The 20,188-nt window shown below is 65.0% G+C and carries 21 protein-coding genes; 7 read left to right on the forward strand and 14 right to left on the reverse strand.

Translation table 11 applies throughout. The features are described 5' to 3' along the window. Positions 1-18: 18 nt before the first annotated feature. Genes ntrC through dusB form a run of 3 tightly spaced genes read right to left on the reverse strand, consistent with a single transcriptional unit; the run spans position 19 to position 3,691 of the window. Complete coding sequence (gene ntrC, locus LH400_RS13945) at positions 19-1,464, reverse strand: nitrogen regulation protein NR(I) (RefSeq protein WP_229153338.1); 1,446 nt, start codon at positions 1,462-1,464, stop codon at positions 19-21. 9 nt (positions 1,465-1,473) lie between these two features. Continuing rightward, positions 1,474-2,613: a two-component system sensor histidine kinase NtrB gene (locus LH400_RS13950; RefSeq protein WP_229153339.1), complete on the reverse strand. Its 1,140-nt coding sequence runs from the start codon at positions 2,611-2,613 to the stop codon at positions 1,474-1,476. Positions 2,614-2,617: 4 nt separating this feature from the next. Beyond that, complete coding sequence (gene dusB / locus LH400_RS13955) at positions 2,618-3,691, reverse strand: tRNA dihydrouridine synthase DusB (protein ID WP_229153340.1); 1,074 nt, start codon at positions 3,689-3,691, stop codon at positions 2,618-2,620. A gap of 124 nt (positions 3,692-3,815) precedes the next feature. Here dusB and LH400_RS13960 point away from each other — a divergent pair, with 124 nt between their 5' ends. From LH400_RS13960 to LH400_RS13980, 5 genes are all read left to right on the forward strand, one after another. Then, the gene (locus LH400_RS13960; RefSeq protein WP_229153341.1) at positions 3,816-5,006 is read left to right on the forward strand and encodes a bifunctional 2-C-methyl-D-erythritol 4-phosphate cytidylyltransferase/2-C-methyl-D-erythritol 2,4-cyclodiphosphate synthase; all 1,191 of its coding nucleotides are present in this window, start codon (positions 3,816-3,818) and stop codon (positions 5,004-5,006) included. Next, complete coding sequence (locus LH400_RS13965; RefSeq protein WP_229153342.1) at positions 5,003-5,518, forward strand: CinA family protein; 516 nt, start codon at positions 5,003-5,005, stop codon at positions 5,516-5,518. The genes LH400_RS13960 and LH400_RS13965 overlap by 4 nt, the downstream gene beginning before the upstream one ends. A 502-nt stretch (positions 5,519-6,020) precedes the next feature. Beyond that, complete coding sequence (locus LH400_RS13970) at positions 6,021-6,344, forward strand: EF-hand domain-containing protein (protein WP_229153343.1); 324 nt, start codon at positions 6,021-6,023, stop codon at positions 6,342-6,344. Positions 6,345-6,416: 72 nt separating this feature from the next. Beyond that, on the forward strand, positions 6,417-6,803 hold the full coding sequence (locus LH400_RS13975; RefSeq protein ID WP_229153344.1) for a hypothetical protein: 387 nt from the start codon (positions 6,417-6,419) through the stop codon (positions 6,801-6,803). Between the two features lie 108 nt (positions 6,804-6,911). Continuing rightward, positions 6,912-7,673 (forward strand): PRC-barrel domain-containing protein, encoded by a 762-nt coding sequence (locus LH400_RS13980; protein WP_229153345.1) that lies wholly within the window; start codon positions 6,912-6,914, stop codon positions 7,671-7,673. Positions 7,674-7,837: 164 nt separating this feature from the next. Here LH400_RS13980 and LH400_RS13985 read toward each other — a convergent pair whose 3' ends face one another. The 11 genes from LH400_RS13985 to LH400_RS14035 all read right to left on the reverse strand — a co-directional run bounded on the left by LH400_RS13985 (position 7,838) and on the right by LH400_RS14035 (position 17,840). After that, the gene (locus LH400_RS13985; RefSeq protein ID WP_229153346.1) at positions 7,838-8,284 is read right to left on the reverse strand and encodes a type II toxin-antitoxin system RatA family toxin; all 447 of its coding nucleotides are present in this window, start codon (positions 8,282-8,284) and stop codon (positions 7,838-7,840) included. Between the two features lie 13 nt (positions 8,285-8,297). Continuing rightward, positions 8,298-9,272, reverse strand: a complete 975-nt coding sequence (gene lipA, locus LH400_RS13990) for a lipoyl synthase (RefSeq protein WP_229153347.1) — start codon at positions 9,270-9,272, stop codon at positions 8,298-8,300. Between the two features lie 67 nt (positions 9,273-9,339). Then, on the reverse strand, positions 9,340-9,594 hold the full coding sequence (locus tag LH400_RS13995; protein WP_229153348.1) for a GlsB/YeaQ/YmgE family stress response membrane protein: 255 nt from the start codon (positions 9,592-9,594) through the stop codon (positions 9,340-9,342). Between the two features lie 156 nt (positions 9,595-9,750). Continuing rightward, a complete protein-coding gene (lpdA, locus tag LH400_RS14000; RefSeq protein ID WP_229153349.1) occupies positions 9,751-11,205 on the reverse strand; it encodes a dihydrolipoyl dehydrogenase in 1,455 nt (484 codons plus the stop codon). A gap of 120 nt (positions 11,206-11,325) precedes the next feature. Beyond that, a complete protein-coding gene (locus LH400_RS14005) occupies positions 11,326-11,973 on the reverse strand; it encodes an SGNH/GDSL hydrolase family protein (protein WP_229153350.1) in 648 nt (215 codons plus the stop codon). Between the two features lie 20 nt (positions 11,974-11,993). Next, complete coding sequence (locus tag LH400_RS14010) at positions 11,994-13,433, reverse strand: pyruvate dehydrogenase complex dihydrolipoamide acetyltransferase (RefSeq protein ID WP_229153351.1); 1,440 nt, start codon at positions 13,431-13,433, stop codon at positions 11,994-11,996. Between the two features lie 26 nt (positions 13,434-13,459). Next, the gene (locus LH400_RS14015) at positions 13,460-14,080 is read right to left on the reverse strand and encodes a Uma2 family endonuclease (RefSeq protein WP_229153352.1); all 621 of its coding nucleotides are present in this window, start codon (positions 14,078-14,080) and stop codon (positions 13,460-13,462) included. Positions 14,081-14,092: 12 nt separating this feature from the next. Then, positions 14,093-14,596 carry an SRPBCC family protein gene (locus LH400_RS14020; protein WP_229153353.1) on the reverse strand — a complete coding sequence of 168 codons (504 nt, stop codon included), beginning with the start codon at positions 14,594-14,596 and terminating at the stop codon, positions 14,093-14,095. A 4-nt stretch (positions 14,597-14,600) separates the two neighbouring features. Further along, complete coding sequence (locus LH400_RS14025; protein WP_229153354.1) at positions 14,601-16,076, reverse strand: pyruvate dehydrogenase complex E1 component subunit beta; 1,476 nt, start codon at positions 16,074-16,076, stop codon at positions 14,601-14,603. 15 nt (positions 16,077-16,091) lie between these two features. After that, on the reverse strand, positions 16,092-17,213 hold the full coding sequence (gene pdhA / locus LH400_RS14030; protein WP_229153355.1) for a pyruvate dehydrogenase (acetyl-transferring) E1 component subunit alpha: 1,122 nt from the start codon (positions 17,211-17,213) through the stop codon (positions 16,092-16,094). A 318-nt stretch (positions 17,214-17,531) separates the two neighbouring features. After that, complete coding sequence (locus tag LH400_RS14035) at positions 17,532-17,840, reverse strand: FtsB family cell division protein (protein ID WP_229153356.1); 309 nt, start codon at positions 17,838-17,840, stop codon at positions 17,532-17,534. Positions 17,841-18,049: 209 nt separating this feature from the next. Between LH400_RS14035 and LH400_RS14040 the strand changes: the two genes are divergently transcribed. Further along, complete coding sequence (locus LH400_RS14040; protein WP_229153357.1) at positions 18,050-19,060, forward strand: formate/nitrite transporter family protein; 1,011 nt, start codon at positions 18,050-18,052, stop codon at positions 19,058-19,060. 168 nt (positions 19,061-19,228) lie between these two features. Further along, positions 19,229-20,140, forward strand: coding sequence for a formate/nitrite transporter family protein (locus LH400_RS14045; protein ID WP_229153358.1), 912 nt, complete (start codon positions 19,229-19,231; stop codon positions 20,138-20,140). The last annotated feature ends 48 nt before the right edge of the window (positions 20,141-20,188 follow it).

The raw sequence follows: 20,188 nt of genomic DNA on the forward strand, positions 1-20,188 counted from the left end.
ACTCAGAAAAATTTCCAGCTATCTTATCGACCGGACCACCGAAATATCAAGATCGCGGATTTTCTTGCGCAACGTATTGCGGTTGACGCCGAGAAGATCGGCCGCCTTGACCTGATTTCCCCGGGTAGCAGCGAGCGCGGCGGCGATCAACGGATATTCGACCTCGCGCAGAATCCGGCCATGCAGGCCCGGCGGCGGCAGATCGTCGCCGAAGGAGGAGAAATATTCCGCCAGATAGCGCTCCACCGAGCTCGAAAGATCGACCGGCTTGCCCTGGTCGGCGTCGAGGCCCGGCGTGCGGATCGGGTCGCTGGTCAGCTCGTGCTCGACCAGCTCCGCCGAGATCTCGTCCTGCGGATAGAGCGCCGAGAGACGGCGGATCAGGTTCTCGAGTTCGCGCACATTGCCCGGCCAGGCGTAGCGGCGCATGACGTCGAGCGCACCCTGGCTCAGCGTCTTGCGCGGCAGGCCTTCCTTCTCCGCGGTCGCGAAGAAGTGGCGCGCAAGATCGGGCAGGTCCTCGATCCGCTCGCGCAAGGGCGGCAGGCGCAACGGCACGACGTTTAGCCGGTAGAACAGGTCCTCGCGGAAGAGACCGCGGCTGATCAGCTGGCGCAGGTCCTTGTTGGTTGCGGCGACGATCCTGACGTCGGTGGCGATCGGGGTTCGCCCGCCGACGACGGTGTACTCGCCCTGTTGCAGGACGCGCAGGAGACGGGTCTGCGCTTCCATCGGCATGTCGCCGATCTCGTCGAGGAAGAGCGTGCCGCCCTCGGCCTGTTCGAAGCGGCCGCTGGCGCGCGCCTGTGCGCCGGTGAAGGCGCCCTTCTCGTGGCCGAAAAGTTCCGATTCGATCAGGTCGCGCGGGATCGCCGCCATGTTGATGGCGACGAAGGGCCCCTTGCGGCGCCGGCCGTAGTCATGGAGGGCGCGCGCGACGAGTTCCTTGCCGGTCCCCGATTCGCCGGTGATCGTCACCGTCAAATCGGTCTGCATCATCCGCGCGAGCGCGCGGTATATGTCCTGCATGGCCGGCGAGCGCCCGACCAGGGGCATGGCCTCCTGGATGTCGTCGGCGGCGCCGTTCTTGGCGCCCTGCTTGGGCTCCGACAGCGCCCGCCGGACGATCGAGACCAGTTCGGTCAGGTCGAAGGGCTTGGGGATGTAGTCATAGGCGCCCTTTTCGGAGGCCTTGATCGCGGTCATGAAGGTGTTCTGCGCGCTCATCACCACGACCGGCAGTTCCGGCCGGGAGTTCTTGATACGCGGCAGCGTGTCGAACGCGTTGCCGTCGGGCATGAGAACGTCGGTGATGACGAGATCGCCCTCGCCCGCCGAAATCCAACGCCACAAGGTGGCGATGTTGGAGGTCACGCGCACTTCGAAACCGGCGCGCATCAGGGCCTGGGACACGACCGTCCGGATCGCGGCGTCGTCGTCGGCGACGAGGATCTGCATTGCCATCTTTGCTACTCAGCCTTGCATGCCGGGCATGTCGTTGGAACTATCGGGAGGGAGCTCGCGCCAGGCGGGCATCAGGATGCGGAAGACGGTGTGGCCCGGCTGGGATTCGCACTCGATGACTCCGCCATGGTCGCCGACGATCTTGGCAACGAGAGCGAGGCCGAGGCCTGATCCGGACGGCTTCGTGGTCACGAAGGGGTCGAAGATGTTCTCCCGGATGTCTTCGGGCACGCCATCGCCATTGTCCTCCACCGAGAATTCCAGCGGCAGCGTGACCCGGTCCTTGGTGCCGGGGACGGAAAGGCGCACGCCCGGGCGGAAGGCCGTCAGCAGCCGGATCTCGCCGCCCTCCCGGTCGCGCACCGCCTCGGCGGCGTTCTTCAGGAGATTGAGGAAGACCTGAACCAGCTGGTCGCGATTGGCATAGACCGGCGGCAGCGAGGGATCATAGAGTTCGGTGATCTTGATGCCGCGGGCAAAGCCGTTCTTGCCGAGCGTCTTCACATGTTCGAGCACGGAGTGGATGTTGACCGCCGAGCGCTCGATCGGCCGCTGGTCTGAGAATACCTCCATGCGGTCGACCAGCTTGACGATCCGGTCGCTCTCCTCCTGGATCAGCCGGGTCAGGCCGCGATCCTCGTCGCTGGCAGACGTCGCCAGGAGCTGAGCCGCGCCCTTGATGCCGGAGAGCGGGTTGCGGATCTCGTGGGCGAGCATCGCCGCGAGCCCGGTGACGGTGCGCGCCGCGGATCGGTGCGTGAGCTGGCGATCCATCTTCTCGGCGATCGATCTCAGCTGGATCATCACCACGATGAGGTCGGGCTCGTCGCTCAAATGCGAGACGTAAAGGTCGACCATTCGCTCACCGCCGAGCCGGGGCGAGGAGATGTCGACCCGGTATTCGCTGATTCGCGACTGCTGCTGGCGCACCTGTTCGATTAGAGCAAACAGCGGGCTGTCGGCCGGCACGAAGTCCTGCAGCCGGCGCTTCACGAGATAGGAGAGGCCGGCGGAGAAGAATTGCTCGGCATCGGAATTGGCGAAGCAGAACCGACCCTTGCCGTCGATCACCACCACGGGATGCGGCAGAGCGTTGAGGATCCGCATTTCGGCGGCAGAGCTGCTGGTGAGATCGGCGATCCGGGACATGGCTTCAGGCCGCCTTCTTGAGCGTGTGCGATGAAAAGGCCGGTTCGACATCGGCAAGCGACGCCTCACCGAAGAGGTGGCGGAGCTGGCGAATGACGGATCGCGGATCGCGGCCCGTCATCACCGCCGCCCGCTCCGGCCCCGCTATCGGCGCGACTGCGCCGGCGAAGCGATCAAGATACCAGCCGAGATGCTTGCGGGCATGGCGCCGGCCGACCCCCTCGCCGTAATGGGAGAGCATTGCGCCGTAATGCTCCTCGACGAGATCGGCGAGCGTGATCGCGGCCAGATCCTTACGGCCGATCGCGCCGGCGAGAAGGCCGGGCAACCAAGGCCGGCCCTGGCTCCCGCGCCCGATCATCACCGCGTTCGCCCGGCTCCGATCCAGCATGCGCGGGAGCTGTTCCGGATCGACGAGATCGCCATTGGCGACGACCGGAAGCTCGACCGCGCCCACAACGGCGGCAATCGCCGCCCAGTCCGCGATCCCGTCGTAGAAGTCGGCGCGGGTGCGGCCGTGGACGGTGATCATTCTCACGCCCGCGGCCTCGGCCCGTCGGGCGATCTCCGGCGCGTTCATCGACGACCGGTCCCAGCCAAGCCGCATCTTGACCGTGACCGGCACCTTGCCCGCTCCCGCGACCGTCGCCTCGACGAGCGAGAGGGCGAGGTCGGGCTCGCGCATCAGCGCCGAGCCGGACAGGCCGCCCACGACCTTCTTCGCGGGGCAGCCGAAATTGATGTCGATGAGATCGGCGCCCTCGCCCGCAAGGCGCTCGGCGGCCGCGCGCATCCAGGTCGGGTCGCGGCCTGCGAGCTGCACGGCATGCAGGCCGGAACCGTCGGCCATGGCACGCTTGGCGGCCTCTGCATCGCCCTTGACGAACTCACCGCTGGCGATCATTTCCGACACGACGAGACCCGCCCTGAACCGGCGTGCCAGCCGCCGGAACGGAACATCGGAAATGCCGGAGAGCGGAGCCAGCAGGGCGCGGTTGGGCAGCGTCAGGCCAGCCACGGACCATGGCTGTCCGACCGGTGCCGATGGCGCCACCTCGCCTAAACTTTGAGCGTCCATAGCCAATGTCGATTCTTGCATCACGCTTTGTACTTTATCGGGGCATGCTCAAAAGACAAGCATGTTGCGCTTGCGAAGACACCAGCTTTTCAAGCCGCGACCGAAAATGAGGGGGAAATCCGCCATGCAGAGCAGGGTCGCCGCGATCATCGTCGCGGCCGGGCGCGGCGAGCGTGCCGGACAGTCGCAGGAAGGCCCCAAACAGTATCGCCGCATCGGCGGTCGAGCGGTTCTTGCACACACCGTGGCGACGTTCCGCGCCCATGACGCGATCGACGAGATCGTCCTCGTCGTCCATCCGGACGACCATGCTCTCCTCGCCGCTGCACTGGGGCCGCTGATCGAGGGCGTCACGGTCGTCGACGGCGGCAGGGAGCGTCAGGAATCGGTGCGGCTCGGCCTGCAGGCACTCGCCGGATCGCCTCCCGAGAGCGTGCTGATCCACGACGGCGTCCGCCCCTTCGCCGATACCGCGCTGATCGACGCGGTGATCGCGGCCGTGTCCGCGGAGGCAGGCGCGATCCCGTCTTTGGCCGTGGCCGACACGCTGAAGCGCTCCGGGCCCGAGGGCGTCGTAACGGAAACTCTCGACCGCTCAGGCCTTTATGCCGCGCAGACCCCGCAAGGCTTCCCCTTTCGGAAGATCCGCGAGGCGCACGAAGCCGCCTCAGTGTCCGGACGCTCCGGCTTCACCGACGACGCCTCGATTGCGGAATGGGCGGGGATCCCGGTTCGCCTCGTCGAAGGGGCGCCCGACAACGTCAAGCTGACCACCGCGCGCGACATTGCGCTGGCGGACCGCAAGCTGAGAGGAGACAGGGCGATGATCGACGTCAGAACCGGCAATGGCTACGACGTCCACAGGCTGGTCGCTGGGAACCACGTCACGCTATGCGGCGTGAGGATTGCGCACGACCAGACACTCGACGGCCATTCCGACGCGGATGTCGGCCTGCACGCCCTCACCGACGCGCTGCTGGCGACCTGCGGCGCCGGCGATATCGGCGACCACTTCCCGCCGAGCGATCCGCAGTGGAAGGGTGCCGCCTCCCACATCTTCGTCCAGAAGGCCGTGGCGATCATCCGCGATCACGGCGGGCGGATCATGAACGCAGACATCTCGCTGATCTGCGAGGCGCCGAAGATCGCGCCGCATCGCGAAGCGATGTGCGAGGCGATCGCGGCCATGACCGGGCTCAGCCGCGACCGCGTCTCGGTCAAGGCGACGACCAACGAGACGATCGGCTTCGTCGGCCGCAAGGAGGGGATCGCGGCAATCGCCACGGCGAGCGTCGCCTATGGAGAGAGCCGATGAGCACCCTCGCGGCGGATCAGCGAGTCGCAGATGAGATTGCCGCCCTCGCCCGCCAGATCGTCGAGCGCTACAGCGCCGCCGGCTGGACGCTCGCCACCGCCGAGTCCTGCACCGGCGGCCTTGTCGCCGGCGCGATTACCGATGTCGCCGGCTCCTCCGCCGTGCTCGACCGCGGCTTCGTAACCTATTCCAATCAGGCGAAGATCGACATGCTCGGCGTCGATCCCGCGGCGCTGGCGGAACATGGCGCGGTCTCGGAGACCGTGGCGCGGCAGATGGCCGAGGGCGCGCGCCGCAAGGCGGGCGTCGACGCCGCAGTCTCGATCACCGGCATCGCCGGTCCCGGCGGCGGATCGCCGGAAAAGCCGGTCGGGCTCGTGCATTTCGCCTGCGCCGGTCCGGCCGGGACCGTGCATCGCGAGGAGCGCTTCGGCGAGATCGGGCGGGGACAGGTGCGCAGAGCGTCCGTGCGGGTGGCACTTCGGATACTGAGGCGCGCGCTCGAAGCCTGAGCCACTGTCGGCAGGCACTATCGCACGGCCTTCGGCCGCGACCCTTCTTTCACAAGCCTCGAACATTTGAGCATCTGTTTCGATGATGACGGATCTCGATCCTGCAGGCCTCCCACCACGACGGGAACCGTTCGCAAGCGAACATTCCGGAAGCGGTGGCGTCGCCAGGATGTGAGGATGTGCGCCGGCTATCCACGGGCCGACCAATCAGCCGTCAGCTGATCAAACCCACACCATCATGCCCCTCCCAACATCTTCCAAGCCCAGCCTGCACAGCGCCAGGAGGACCGTAGGCGAGCGCGTCAGAGAGTTATTCGCGAACGGGAGCGACAGAAACGTGAGAAGTCAAAGGAAGCATCAAACAACACTATAATTGATCCTTACAATATTTTTAGTTAACTACAGTTAAGATTTCGTAATATGAACTCCCCGGAACAATACTCAACCAGCTCCATTGGTCTATCAGGCGCTGCAAGGCGTTTTGTTACCAAGGAGATCTACAATGAACCATCGTCTTACCAAGCTTACCGCCGCGGCCGCGTTCGCAGTCTCGCTTACCGCCGGTGCGGCGTTCGCTCAGAACGCGTATTCGGACTGGAACACGGACAACGATGCCGGCGTCAGCCAGGAAGAGTTCAACACCGCATTCGACAAGGGCGGCGTCTACGATTCCTGGGATACCGATGACGACGGCGTCCTGAGCAAGAGCGAGTTCGATACCGGCGTCTACGGTGCCTATGACCGCGACGACAGCGGCGCGATCGAAGAGCCCGAGTTCGGCGATGTCGGCGACGACATGGGCGATGGCGGTCTCTTCGACGTCTGATCCGCTTTGACGTTGATCCCTCGGCTGGCCGGCTACGCGCCGGCCGGCACATAAGACAGAAAGGACTTTCTCATGAAAAATCTAATTCTCGCTGCTACGTTCGTCGCCCTCGGTGTTTCGCCGGTGATGGCTCAGTCGAATGACGCCGGCCAGGACGCGACCACGAACAACGGTGCCATGTCCTCGTCCTCCGCACCGCCGATGTCGGCGGAAGACATGGTGGCCTCCCAGAAAAAGGTCCTGAAGGCGCTGGAGACGGCCGGCTACACCGATGCCGCGATCATGGACGCCGCATACATGGTTCAGGCCCAGACGCCGGATGGCGAGACGGTCCTGATGATGATCGACACGAGCGGCCGCGTCATGGGGGCGCAGAAAGCGCCGCAGGCCAGCGGCCAGTCCGGCTCCGCGTCCGGTTCGGACTCTTCCAACTCGTCCTCTTCCGACAAGAGCAAGTAAGCGACGCCACTCCAAATGCTGTGGCCGGCGCAGAGCGCGCCGGCCATTTCCCGGCCCGGAAGCGCGCACCGAACATACTTCCAGGCAGGCACGTAAGGAGGTGCATCGATGCATATCAGAAATTTTGTAGTGGCGTTCTCCGTCCTCTTCGCCACGCAGGCTTTCGGACAGCCGAGCGACGGCGCGCCGACGCCACCGAAAGACAAGGGATCGGCCGCACGGTCCGGTCCCGGTCTGATGCCCAGCCGAGGTTTCACGGCCGAGGCGCTGTTGCAGCAGGACGTTTCCGGCCAGGATGGCGAGCCCATCGGCGAAATGATCAATTTCGAGATCGGCCGCGATAACGCAATTCAGCGCGTCCTCATCAACTCCGACGGTTTTCTCGGCATCGACGAGACCGTGATTGCGGTTCCCTACAAGGCGATCGATCTAACAGTGGATGAAGATGGGATCCGAGCCAGCATCGAAGAGGACGATACAGACGCCTACTCGATCTTCGGACCGGAAGAGGGAAGTTCGGCGTCGGCACCAAGCTTCCGCGTATCCTCGCTGCTCGGCGACAATGTCCTGCTCCAGGATGGCGGCGAGTTCGGCTATCTCGCGGATCTCGCGTTCGACCTGGAGGGCCGCCTTCAAGCGGTCATCGTGCGACCGGATATCAGTTCCGACGCGGAAGGGTACTACGCATTCGCCTTCGAACGCGGCGATGTCACCGGGCAGGGTTTCGATCCTTCGGCGGTCAGCTATACGCTTCCTCTCGATCGGGACGCTGTCCTGAAAGAGGATGGTTTCGATTACGAAGCCTATCGGAAGAACAGCATCCTGAAGACGCCGGGGAGTGAGCAGGCATCACAGACCTCGTCCCAGTAAGCGCTGGCAGCGGCGCTTCGAGCAGCAGGGCAGAGCCGTCATCGAGACCGGTTCTTCCCCGGTCCCGAAGCACGTCCACGTATTCTGCCACAGCAACTCCACGCCAGGATCGCGTTATGGGAGCAGCAGTGCTGTCATTGGGATAGCTCCGGCCCTCGCCTCCCTCACCCGTAGATCTTGTCGGCCCGCTCCTCGAAAGCCTGCGCAAATCTTCGAAAGGCGTAGTCGAACATCGAACCCATCAAGAGCCCGAGCGTGCGGCTCTTGAACTCGTATTCGATGAAGAACTTCACGTCGCACATCCCCTCGCCGGCCGGTTCGAAGGTCCAGCGATTGTCGAGGAACCTGAACGGCCCGTTGACGTAGGAGACGTCGATCCGGTTCTCGTCCGGCTTCAGCAGAACCTGCGAGGTGAAGGTCTCCCTGACCATCTTGTAGGCGACGGTCATATCGGCGATGAGCAAGCGCTTGCCGTCCTTCTCGCGCTCGGACCGGATCACCAGCCGCTGGCAGAGCGGCAGGAATTCGGGATACTTCTCGATGTCGGCAACGAGCGCATACATCTGTTGCGGCGTGTGGCGAACGCGGCGGGTCGTTTCGAATTTCGGCATCGGTGCGAAGAACTCAGGCGGCGGCCTGGCGCGCGAGCCGCGCGGCCTTCAGGCGCTCGAAATCCTCGCCGGCATGGTGCGAGGAACGGGTGAGCGGGCTGGCGGAAACGACCAGGAATCCCTTGGTCAGCGCCACCGTCTCGAACGACTTGAACTCGTCCGGGGTCACGTAGCGGATGACCGGGTGGTGCTTGCGGGTCGGCTGCAGATATTGGCCGATGGTGAGGAAGTCGACATCGGCGGTCCGCAAATCGTCCATGAGCTGGATGACCTCGTTGCGCTCCTCGCCGAGCCCGACCATGATTCCGGACTTGGTGAAGATCGTGGGATCGAGTTCCTTCACCCGCTGCAGGAGCCGGATCGAGTGGAAGTAGCGGGCGCCGGGGCGGACCGTCAGATATTTCGACGGCACCGTCTCGAGATTGTGGTTGAAGACGTCGGGCTTGGCGGCGACCACAGCCTTTAGCGCGCCGGGCTTGCGCAGGAAGTCGGGCGTGAGGATTTCAATCGTCGTGCCGGGCGCCGCGGCGCGGATGGCGCGGATCGTCCTGACGAAATGCTCGGCGCCGCCATCGACGAGGTCGTCGCGGTCAACGGAGGTGATTACGACATGGGCAAGGCCCATGGCGGCCACGGCTCGCCCGACGTTCTCCGGCTCGCTCTCGTCCAGCGCATGCGGCAGCCCGGTGGCGACGTTACAGAAGGAACAGGCTCTGGTGCAGATCCCGCCCATGATCATGAAGGTCGCGTGCTTCTTCTCCCAGCAGCCGCCAATATTGGGGCAGCCGGCTTCCTCGCAGACCGTCACGAGATTGTTCGAGCGGGCGATTTCGCGCGTCTCGAAATAGCCCTTGGACATCGGCGCCTTGACGCGGATCCAGTCGGGCTTGGGAAGGCTCGCCCCCTGGTCGGGGCGATGGGCCTTTTCGGGATGCCGCGGCCGAGGCTTCGCCTCGGCCGGCTGGCGGTTATCGAGCACGGTGACCATGAGGTTCAATTAAGCCCCGAAGCCGTCCAGTGCAATCTCGGCAGACGCATCTCTGCCATGCCGGCAATCAGCGGCGCACCAGACGGGCGATGAAGATGAGGAGGCAGGCGCCGACGAAGCCGACGATCAGATATTCCCAGGAGAAGGAGGCGCCCGCCCCCGATCCCAGGCCCGTCAGCCGCAGGATGAAGCTGAGAACGATCGCCCCGACGACGCCGAGGATGATGTTCATCATCAGCCCCATGTCGCTCTTCATGACCTTCTCGGCCAGCCACCCGGCAATGCCTCCAACGATGATGGCGGCAAGAAAACTTCCGATCATTCCCCGATACTCCTGTAGGATGGACGATACTTCCACCCGCTAGGTAGCGCCGGCGAGGGCCGGACAAGGGGTACGGACGCTTTTCTGCCACACTCCGCCGCAGGTTTGCGGCAGACTTCGGCACACGGCGCGAGATCGGCCGCGTGCCATTCGGTTCTACATGTGGATGACGCGGCCGAAGGCGTCCAGAACGCTCTCGTGCATCATCTCCGACAGGGTCGGATGCGGGAAGACCGTGTGCATCAGCTCCTCCTCCGTCGTCTCCAGGCCCATCGCAATGACGAAGCCCTGGATCAGTTCGGTGACTTCCGCGCCGACCATGTGGGCCCCCAGAAGCTCGCCTGTCTCGGCATCGAACACCGTCTTGACCAGGCCCTCCGGTTCGCCGAGCGCGATCGCCTTGCCGTTGCCGCGGAAGGTGAACCGACCGACTTTGACCTTGCGGCCCGCCTCCTTGGCCTTCGCTTCCGTCAATCCGACGGAGGCGACCTGCGGCTGGCAATAGGTACAGCCGGGGATCTCTGTCTTCTTCATGGGATGGACGTCGAGCCCCTTGATCTTTTCGACGCAGATCGTGCCCTCGTGCTCGGCCTTGTGGGCCAGCATCGGCGGGCCGGCGACGTCTCCGATGGCATAGATGCCCTCGACATTGGTCTTGCCGTACGGGTCGATCTTGACGATGCCACGCTCGATCTGAACGCCGGCTTCTTCGAGGCCCAGCCCTTCGGTATTGCCCATCACGCCCACGGCGGAGATCAGCCGCTCGGCCTTCAGCGTCTGCGACTTGCCGTCCTTCGTCTCGACGGTGACGGAAACGCCATTCGCGCCCTTCTCCACCTTCGTCACCTTGGCGCCGGTGAGGATCTTCAGCCCCTGCTTTTCGAACTGCTTGCGGGCGACGCCGGCGATTTCGGCATCCTCGACCGGCATGATCTGCGGCAGGAGTTCGACGACCGTCACGTCTGCGCCCATCGTCTTGTAGAAGGAGGCGAACTCGATACCGATGGCGCCCGAGCCCATCACGATCAGGCTCTTCGGCATCGCCTTCGGCTTCATCGCCTCGAAATAGGTCCAGATCCGGTCGCCATCCGGCTCGATGCCCGGCAGGACACGCGGGCGCGCGCCGGTGGCGACGATCACATGCTTGGCCTTGTAGCGGCCCTCGCCGAGCACGCCCTTGGGGATCGGGTTCTGCGGCTCGACGACCGGCTTCTGCATCTTGCCGACGGTGACCTCGACCGGGCCGCCCTTCGGTGCTTTGGCGATCTTCGCCTCGCCCCAGATGACGTCGATCTTGTTCTTCTTCATGAGATAGCCGACGCCGCCGGCGAGCTGGCCGGAAACGCCGCGGGAGCGCTTGACGACGGCTTCCATGTCGAAGTCCGGCTTCTGGATCTTCAGGCCGTAGTTCGAGGCATTCTCCGCATAATGGAAGATCTCGGCCGAGCGCAGGAGCGCCTTGGTCGGGATGCAGCCCCAGTTGAGGCAGATGCCGCCGAGATGCTCGCGCTCGACCACGGCCGTCTTGAAGCCGAGCTGGGCGGCTCGGATCGCCGCGACGTAGCCGCCGGGCCCGCCGCCGATGATGAGAATGTCGTAGGCGTCAGCCATGGGTCGTCTCCCCGGACGGTCGTTTCTCGTCTGTCGTCGTCGATCGAAAGATGGCGTCTGGGAGCCGGCGGCTGCCTGCGCCGAGCCCCGCTGGATTTGCAGGCCTGTCCGGCGTACCCCTCATGCCTCGTCCGCGAGCAGCTTGCGCACGGGCTCGATCAGCGCCTCGCCCAGCGCCTTGGTGTGCTCGGCGGTCAGATGCACGCCATCGAGCGGCGTCGTCTCGCAGACCTCGGACGCATCGAAGAAGGCGCATTTGTACTCCTCGGCCACCTTGGTGAAGGCCGAGCGGAAATGCTGCGATTCCTCGACCGCATGCCCGAAGAGCAGCGCAAAGTCCGGCTCCGTCGTCTCGCAGAAGATCGGCGGCGCGACGAGAAGGATTTTCGGCGCGGTGTAGCCGCGCTGATAGGGAAAGCCGAGGACGATCTCGACCAGCCGCTCCATGCCCTGACGCGATTCGAACACTCGCCCGGCGCCGGTGTGCTTCTTCAAATCATTGGTGCCAAGCATCAGGATCACGAGGTCAAGCGGCTGGTGGGCGCCCAGCGCCGTCGGCAGGGTCTTCACGGCGTTTCGTTCGGCCGAGACCATCTGGTCGTCGAAGACCGTGGTGCGCCCGTTGAGCGCGTCGGTGATGACATAAGCCTCGTTCTCGAACGCCTTCGACAGGACGTTCGGCCAGCGCACCTCGTGATCGTGGCGCAGCCCGGTCTCCGTGTTGTAGCCCCAGGTGAGCGAGTCGCCGTAGCAAAGGATGGTCTTCACGATTGCATTCTCCGCCCGCCTCAGACCAGCATCGACATCGGGTTCTCGATCAGCTGCTTGAAGGCGCTGAGGAGTTCGGCACCGAGCACGCCGTCGACGGCGCGGTGGTCGGTCGAGAGCGTCGCGCTCATCACCGTTGCGACGGTGACGGCACCGTTCTTCACCACGGCGCGCTGGTCTCCCGCGCCGACCGCCAGGATCGTCGCATGCGGCGGGTTGATGACAGCCGAGAAGTCCTTGATCCCGAACATGCCGAGATTGGACACAGCGGACGTGCCGCCCTGATATTCCTCCGGCTTCAGCTTGCGGGAGCGGGCGCGCTTGGCGAGATCCTTCATCTCGTTGGAGATCGCCGACAGCGTCTTCTCCTCGGCGCGTCGGATGATCGGCGTGATCAACCCGCCCTCGATCGAGACGGCGACCCCGACATCGGCATGCTTGTGGATCAGCATCGCGCCTTCGGTCCAGGAGGCGTTCGCCATCGGCACGGCCTTCAGCGCCAGCGCATGCGCCTTGATGATCATGTCGTTGACCGAGAGCTTGTAGGCAGGCTTTTCGCCGTCCGGCGTCTTGATCATCGGCGACGCCTTGTTGAGCTGCGTCCTCAGCGCCAGTAGCGCGTCGAGTTCGCAGTCGAGCGTCAGGTAGAAGTGCGGGATTGTCGTCTTCGCCTCGACGAGGCGCTTGGCGATGGTCTTGCGCATCCCGTCGTGCGGGACCTTCTCGTAGGAGCCCTCCTGAAAGAGCTTCATGATGCTCTCGTCGCTCGCCGCCTTGGCGATCGGCGCGGCTGCGGCCGCGGCCTGGGGTTCAGCCCCCTTCTGCGGAGCGGCATCCGCCGGCTTCTTCGCAGCGCCGCCCGCCTTGGCGGACTCGATGTCGGCCTTGACGACGCGGCCGTGCGGCCCGGAGCCGTTCACGGCGGACAGGTCGACGCCGGCCTCCTTGGCGAGGCGCCTGGCGAGCGGCGAAGCGAAGATCCGGTCTCCACCAGCCTGCGCTCCCACATCCTTGCCGGCTGAGGAGGATGCCGCCGCGCCATTGCCGCCGGCCGGACGGCTGTCGCCACGCATTTCCGGCTCCTTGGCCTGTTCCACGCTGCCCGTCGCAGCAGCATCGGCCTTGGCATTCTCTGCCATCGGGCCGCCCTTGGCGTCGCCGGCCTGAGCCGCGCCGCCCCCGTCACCACCACCCTTGGCGGCATCGGCAACGTCCTCGCCCTCCGCGGCGAGGATCGCGATGACCGCATTGACCTTCACGCCCTCGGTCCCAGCGGGCACGAGGATCTTGGCGACGGTACCCTCGTCGACCGCCTCGACCTCCATCGTGGCCTTGTCGGTCTCGATCTCGGCGATGACGTCGCCGGAGGAGATCTCGTCGCCCTCCTTCACCAGCCATTTGGCGAGGTTGCCCTCCTCCATCGTCGGCGACAGCGCGGGCATGGTGACATTGATCGGCATGGCGTCGTCTCCGCGAAAAGCGGTCCCTAGTGATCGTTCTGTTGCGTTTCGCTGCCGGAAGGCTGCTGGCTGAACGGCCAGAGCACCGACAGGGGAAAGGAAATGGCGTCGAAGGGCGGCGCCGCGACATCGTCGGCGCCGGAGAAGGTCGCGCCAACCATCCAGCGTCCGTCGAGAAGCGCGAAGGTCTCGAGAAACTCGGCGCGCGGGTCGAGGAGCCAGAAGAACGGCACGCCAACCTCTGCGTAGATGCGGCGCTTCTCCTGGCGATCGTAGCGCTCGGTTGAGGGCGAAACCACCTCGCAGATCCAGTCTGGCGGGGTCGAGATGAAGGCTGACTCGGGCAACGACGGCAAGCGCTCGCGCCGCCAGCCGGCGATATCCGGCACGAGCACATCCGACCCGAGGTGCAGTTCCGGCTCATCGAGGATGATCCAGCCGCCCGGCCCCGAACGGCCACGACCAAAAGCGTCGATCAGCTCTGCCCCGAGATAGGAAGCCGCAGCCGCATGCTTGGGAGCCGGCCGCGGATGCGTCACCAGCTCGCCGTCGAGGATCTCGGCAACGAGATGGGAAGGCACAGCCTCCAGATCCGCATAGGTCGCGGCCGCGCGCGACCGCTGCGGCAATGCTTCAGCGCTGGACATCGCAGCTTCCGTTCATGGCCCTTCGTCCGCCCCGTCCGCGTCGTGATCGTGAGACTCCGCGTGCGAAGCCAGACGCCCCAGATGATGCTCCCACCCGGCGCGATGGTCGAGGAGAAAGACCGAGCGGTCGGGCTCCGGCGCGGCCTCCCAACCCTGATGCTCGATCGTCACGCGCGTCCCGGTGCCAACGGGCTCCAGCGACACCGAGACGACGGTATCGAAGTCCCAGCCTTCATCCGCCCAGACCATGACGAAGCCCTTCGGCGGCTGGTAGGCGGTCACCTCCGCCGTGACGCTTCGGCCCTTGCCCGACGGGTCGACGAAGGGGGCGGAAAATCGTCCGCCGAGCCGCGGCTCGAAGGTGAGATGCTCCTGCCACCAGACCTTGAAGCAGTCCGGCGCCGTCAAGCAGCGCCAGACGTTCTGCAACGGAGCGGCGACGACGCGCGTGACAACCACGACGGCGTCGTTCGGCGCCGTATCGCCCGGTTCCTTCTGCCCCGCACCGCCGGTCATGGCCTCAATCCCGGTAGCAGACAGCCTTCACCGCATCGATCACTTCCTTGACCGAGGGCAGAGCCAGCTTCTCGAGATTGGCGGCATAGGGCATGGGCACGTCCTTGCCGCAGATCTTCAGGACCGGCGCGTCGAGATAGTCGAAGGCGCGGACCATGAGTTCGGAGGCGATGTGGCCGCCGACCGAGTTCTGCGGGAAGCCTTCCTCGACGGTGACGCAGCGATTGGTCTTCTTCACCGAGCGCACCACCGTGTCGAGATCCATCGGCCGGATCGTGCGAAGATCGATCACCTCCGCGTCGATCCCCTCCTTCGCCAGTTCCTCCGCCGCCTTCACCGCATAGGTCATGCCGATGCCGAAGGAGACGATGGTGACGTCCGTGCCGGACTTGTGGATGCGCGCCTTGCCGATCGGCACCGTCCAGTCGTCGAGCTTCGGGATCTCGAAGGAGTGGCCGTAGAGGATCTCGTTCTCGAGGAAGATCACCGGGTTCGGATCGCGGATCGCCGACTTCAGGAGGCCCTTGGCGTCGGCCGCGGTGAAGGGCTGGACGACCTTGAGGCCCGGAATATGGCTGTACCAGGCGGCATAGTCCTGGCTGTGCTGGGCGGCGACCCGGGCAGCAGCTCCGTTCGGCCCGCGGAACACGATCGGGCAGCCCATCTGGCCGCCGGCCATGTAGAGCGTCTTCGCCGCCGAATTGATGATCTGGTCGATCGCCTGCATGGCGAAGTTGAAGGTCATGAACTCGACGACGGGCCTCAGGCCACCGAAGGCCGCACCGACGCCAAGACCGGCAAAGCCGTGCTCGGTGATCGGCGTGTCGACGATGCGCCTTGCGCCGAACTCGTCGAGCAGCCCCTGCGTGATCTTGTAGGCCCCCTGGTATTCGGCGACCTCCTCGCCCATCACGAAGACCGCCTCGTCGCGGCGAAGCTCCTCGGCCATCGCGTCGCGCAGCGCCTCGCGCACGGTGGTCGACACCATTTCGGTGCCCTCGGGGATCTCCTGCGCATATTGGCCGACATCGTCCTCGGGATCGGGATGAACCTTGCCCTCAGCCGGAACGCGGCGTGCGGAAATGTCGGAGACCGCCGCAGCAGGCGCCTCGGGCTTCTCGCCCGCGCCCTGCTTTTCGTCGGTCTGGCGCGTCGCGGAGGTGTCCTCGGCCGCCGAGGCCGGCGCGCCGCGCTGGCCGTCCGTCGACCTGGCGTTCTCCAGCGCGCTCTCGTCCTCGTCCTCGCCGAGCAGGAGCGCGATCGGCGTGTTGACCTTCACACCTTCCGAACCCGCCTCAACCAGGATCTTGCCGAGCTTGCCCTCGTCGACGGCCTCGACCTCCATGGTCGCCTTGTCGGTCTCGATCTCGGCAATGACGTCGCCGGCGGCGACGGTGTCGCCCACCTGCTTGACCCATTTGGCGAGCGTGCCCTCCTCCATGGTGGGAGAGAGAGCCGGCATCAGAATTTCAGTCGGCATCGTTTCGCCCCACCCTTACTCGGCCGCCTGCGGAATGTCGTCCGCATAGATATCCGTCCAAAGCTCGGACACGTCCGGCTCGGGATCGTTCTGCGCGAAGTCCGCCGCGTCGGCGACGATCTCGCGCACTTCCTTGTCGAGAGCCTTGACGTCGTCTTCCGACATGCCGTGCTTCTCGAGGAGACGGCGCTTGACCTGCTCGATCGGGTCCGACTCCGAGCGCATCTTCTGCACCTCGTCGCGGGTCCGGTACTTCGCCGGATCGGACATGGAGTGGCCGCGATAGCGATAGGTCATCATCTCCAGGATGATCGGCCCGTCTCCCTTGCGGCAATGCTCGGCGGCGAGGTCGCCGGCCGCCTTCACCGCCCTGACATCCATGCCGTCGACCTGGATGCCCGGAATCTTGAAGGAAATTCCGCGATGGGCGAAGTTCGTCTCCGCCGAGGCGCGGTTGACCGAGGTGCCCATGGCGTAGCGGTTGTTCTCGATGACGTAGACCACCGGCAGCTTCCACAGCGAGGCCATGTTGAAGCTCTCGTAGACCTGGCCCTGATTGGCCGCGCCGTCGCCGAAATAGGTGATCGAGATCGCGTCGTTGCGCTTGTAGCGGTTGGCGAAGGCGAGACCGGTCCCGATCGGCACCTGCGCGCCGACGATGCCATGGCCGCCGAAGAAGTTCTTCTCCTTCGAGAACATGTGCATCGAGCCGCCCTTGCCCTTGGAATAGCCGGAGCGGCGGCCGGTCAGCTCGGCCATGACGCCGCGCGCTTCCATGCCGGTGGCGAGCATATGGCCGTGATCGCGATAGCCGGTGACGACCTCGTCGCCCTCCTTCATCGCCATCTGCATGCCGACGACGACCGCTTCCTGGCCGATGTAGAGATGGCAGAAGCCGCCGATGAAGCCCATGCCGTAGAGCTGTCCCGCCTTCTCTTCGAAGCGGCGGATGAGGAGCATGTCGCGATAGGCGCGCACCTCTTCATCCTTGCCGAGATCGGCCGGCGCGGGCGGATCGAAATGCTCCAGCGTCTCGACGATTTGCGTGGACGAATCCTTCACCGCCGGCGCCGCCTTGGCGCCGGACGATCGACCTGCGCCCCGCGTCGCGGGCGCCTTCTTCTGCCTGGCCGCCATGCTGCCTCCTGATCTTGACCCGTCGTCTTACGGCTACACGTAGATGGGCGGCAGTATAAGACCAGTGGGAGCAGCATCAAGCGAACCCGGCTTCTTTAACCTGATTTCGGTTATACCAACATCCCGATCGTCAATTAACCAGATGTCGGTTGATGACGAATTGTTGCGGTGCAACATTCACTTGCGATGCGATCAAGGCAATACGGAAGCTACAAAAACGCGAGCGCTCCGGTGCGGGGCCCCTGCGGGTTTTGCAGCGCAAAAGCGAGAGTGCAGCAAAATGACGTTCTTGCGATGACTGCGAGAGCCCGGCTGATATCAGCGGAGAATCACGATCTCGTCTTCTGTGACGAGGTTCAGCGCGCTACGCGCCTGTTCGTCGATCATGTCGCGCTCCAGCGTGCCGTCGTGCAGAAGCTGTACGCGCTTTTCCAGATGCTCGCGCCGACGCGTGAGTTCGGCAAACTCCGCGGAACGCTCGGCAAGCTCCCGCGCGAGCTTCGCCTTGGCCTGCAGCCCATACTGGCCGCTCTGCGCATGGACCGCGAAATAGGCGAGGAAGCTGGCCGTGATCGCCGGAACGATGAGCCGGCCGAGATGTGTCTGTCGCTTCTGGATCGTGCGCATGAGAGCCTCCGAGCCCACACTTTGCCAGCGGTGGCTTAAGGCCGCGTAAACCAAGCGCGCGCGCCTTGATGCATGATAGAATGTCGCAGAGCGTCGGCCCCTGTTTATTCCGGTTGCCCACTGTCTATTCCAGTTGACGGTCGCGCCCTACTCTTTCCCGCTTCGACGGCTGCGCATGACGCAAGGTCTGGTCCGTCGGGGAGAAACCGATGGACGCTCGAAGTGCTGCAGACGGGGACGGCGGCAAGCCGCAAAAGGAACGAGATGCCGAGGAGAAGCGGCAGACCGACCCCGAGACCTCCCTCGCGAACGCGCCTTCCGAAGGCGAGACGATTTCCGACTTCTTCGCCTTCGAGGAGATCTTTGCGCGGGTCCTGTCCACCGCGGATGACGAACTCGACGCCAGCAACAAATACCTGTTCTGGAGCGGTCTCGGCGCCGGCGGAGCCATCGGCCTGACCTTCCTCGCCCGCGTCGTCTTCACTGATGCGGCGCATGAGACGGAGCCCGGCCTTCTCGGCAATATCCTCTATCCCGTCGGCTTCCTGATCATCGTGCTCGGGCGCTATCAGCTGTTCACCGAGAACACGCTGACGCCCGTCGTCCTGGTCCTCGTCAAGCTCGCCAGCCTGCGCAACCTCCTGCGCCTCTGGCTCGTGGTGCTGATCGCCAATATGATCGGGGCGACCGGCGTCGCGGCGCTGCTCGGCTATTTCGACGTGCTCAATCCGGAGCGCCTGAAAATGGCGCTGGAGATCAGCCGACACGCCTATGAGACCGGCTGGTGGTCGCTCTTCTCCAAGGCGATCATCGCCGGCTGGATCGTCGCGGCCATGGTCTGGCTCGTGCATGGCGGCCGCGACACCGTGTCGAAGATCCTGTTCGTCTGGATGCTGATGTATTTCGTCGGCGTCGGCGGTTTCTTCCATGTGATCACCTCTTCGGTCGAGGTGTTCTTCCTGGCCTTCCGGGCGGAGGACGTCAGCTTCTGGCCGCTGCTGCCGAACTTCGTCCTGCCGGTTCTTCTCGGCAACACGATCGGCGGCGTGACCTTCGTCGCCATCCTCAACTATGCGCAATTCGCCGAACACGAGGACGCCAAGCTGTTCGAGCGCTACGGACAAAAGCTGTCCTGGCGCGACTGGATGTTCAGCCACAACGAGCAGCGCCACGCGGCCAAGGGCGAGAGCAAGGCGAGCGGCGCTGACGCTCCAGCCTGACCTGGTCGCGCCGAGGGCGGATCCATCGGAAGGCGAGCGCGGGGCGGCGTACACCGACAGTTTACGGGGCGTATCCTCAACACGCGCTCCGGAAGCACTAGCTTCCGGCGTCGATGGAGCTTGACGGCTAGCGCTCCGACCACCTCTCCCTTCGACTTCAGGACCCGCATGGATACGCAGACAACGACCAAGGAAAAGCACAGCGGCAATGCCGGCAGGCGGCACTCCAACGACGTCACAGAGAAGCGGATCGAGGAAGAAGGCTCGACGCTCACCCAGACGGAGCTGCGCGAGATCGAGCGGCGGCTCAGCCTCCGCCCGCTCGCGATCTATGAGCTCGTCCGCCAGGAGGGCGAGGACGAACTCACCCGGCCGACGTCGAGCCTGTGGTGGTCGGGCCTTGCCGCCGGCCTGTCGATCGGCTTCTCGGTGTTCACCCAGGCGGTGCTGCGGGCCTATCTGCCCGACACGCCCTGGCGGCCGCTGATCGAGTGCTGGGGCTATTCCGTCGGCTTCCTCATCGTCATTCTCGGCCGTCAGCAGCTGTTCACGGAAATCACCCTGACTGCGACGCTGCCGGTCCTCGCGCGGCCCCGATGGATTGGCGTGAAGGCCCTGATCCGGCTCTGGGCGGTCGTCTTCGCCGCCAACATGGTGGGAACGGCGGTCTACGGCGCCGGCATCGCCTTCGACGTCCTGAACACGCCGGAGATCACCGCGGCCGCCCTCGCCATCTCGCGCGACGCCATGGAAGGCGGGCCATTGTCGACGCTCCTTCGCGGCATCGTCGCCGGCTGGCTGATCGCCACCGTCGTCTGGGTGCTGCCGTCCGCCCAGAACGCCGGCTTCTTCGTCATCGCGCTCCTGACCTTCCTCATCGCGCTGTTCCACCTGTCCCACGTGGTGGCGGGATCGGTCGAAGCGATGACGCTGATGTTCGCGGGGGAACTCATGCCCCATCATGCGATCTGGGGCTTCTACCTGCCGGCGCTCGTCGGCAACATCCTCGGCGGCTCGGCGCTGTTCGCGCTGATCAGCTACGGCCAGGTCGCGCCGGAGCTCGATCCGAAAGGCAATTAGGGAGGGAGAGGCGAAGGGGCCGGAGCAATCTCAGGCGGGTGGCCGACG

This window comes from Jiella soli, from assembly GCF_020615385.1.
Lineage (GTDB): Bacteria > Pseudomonadota > Alphaproteobacteria > Rhizobiales > Rhizobiaceae > VKMB-3413.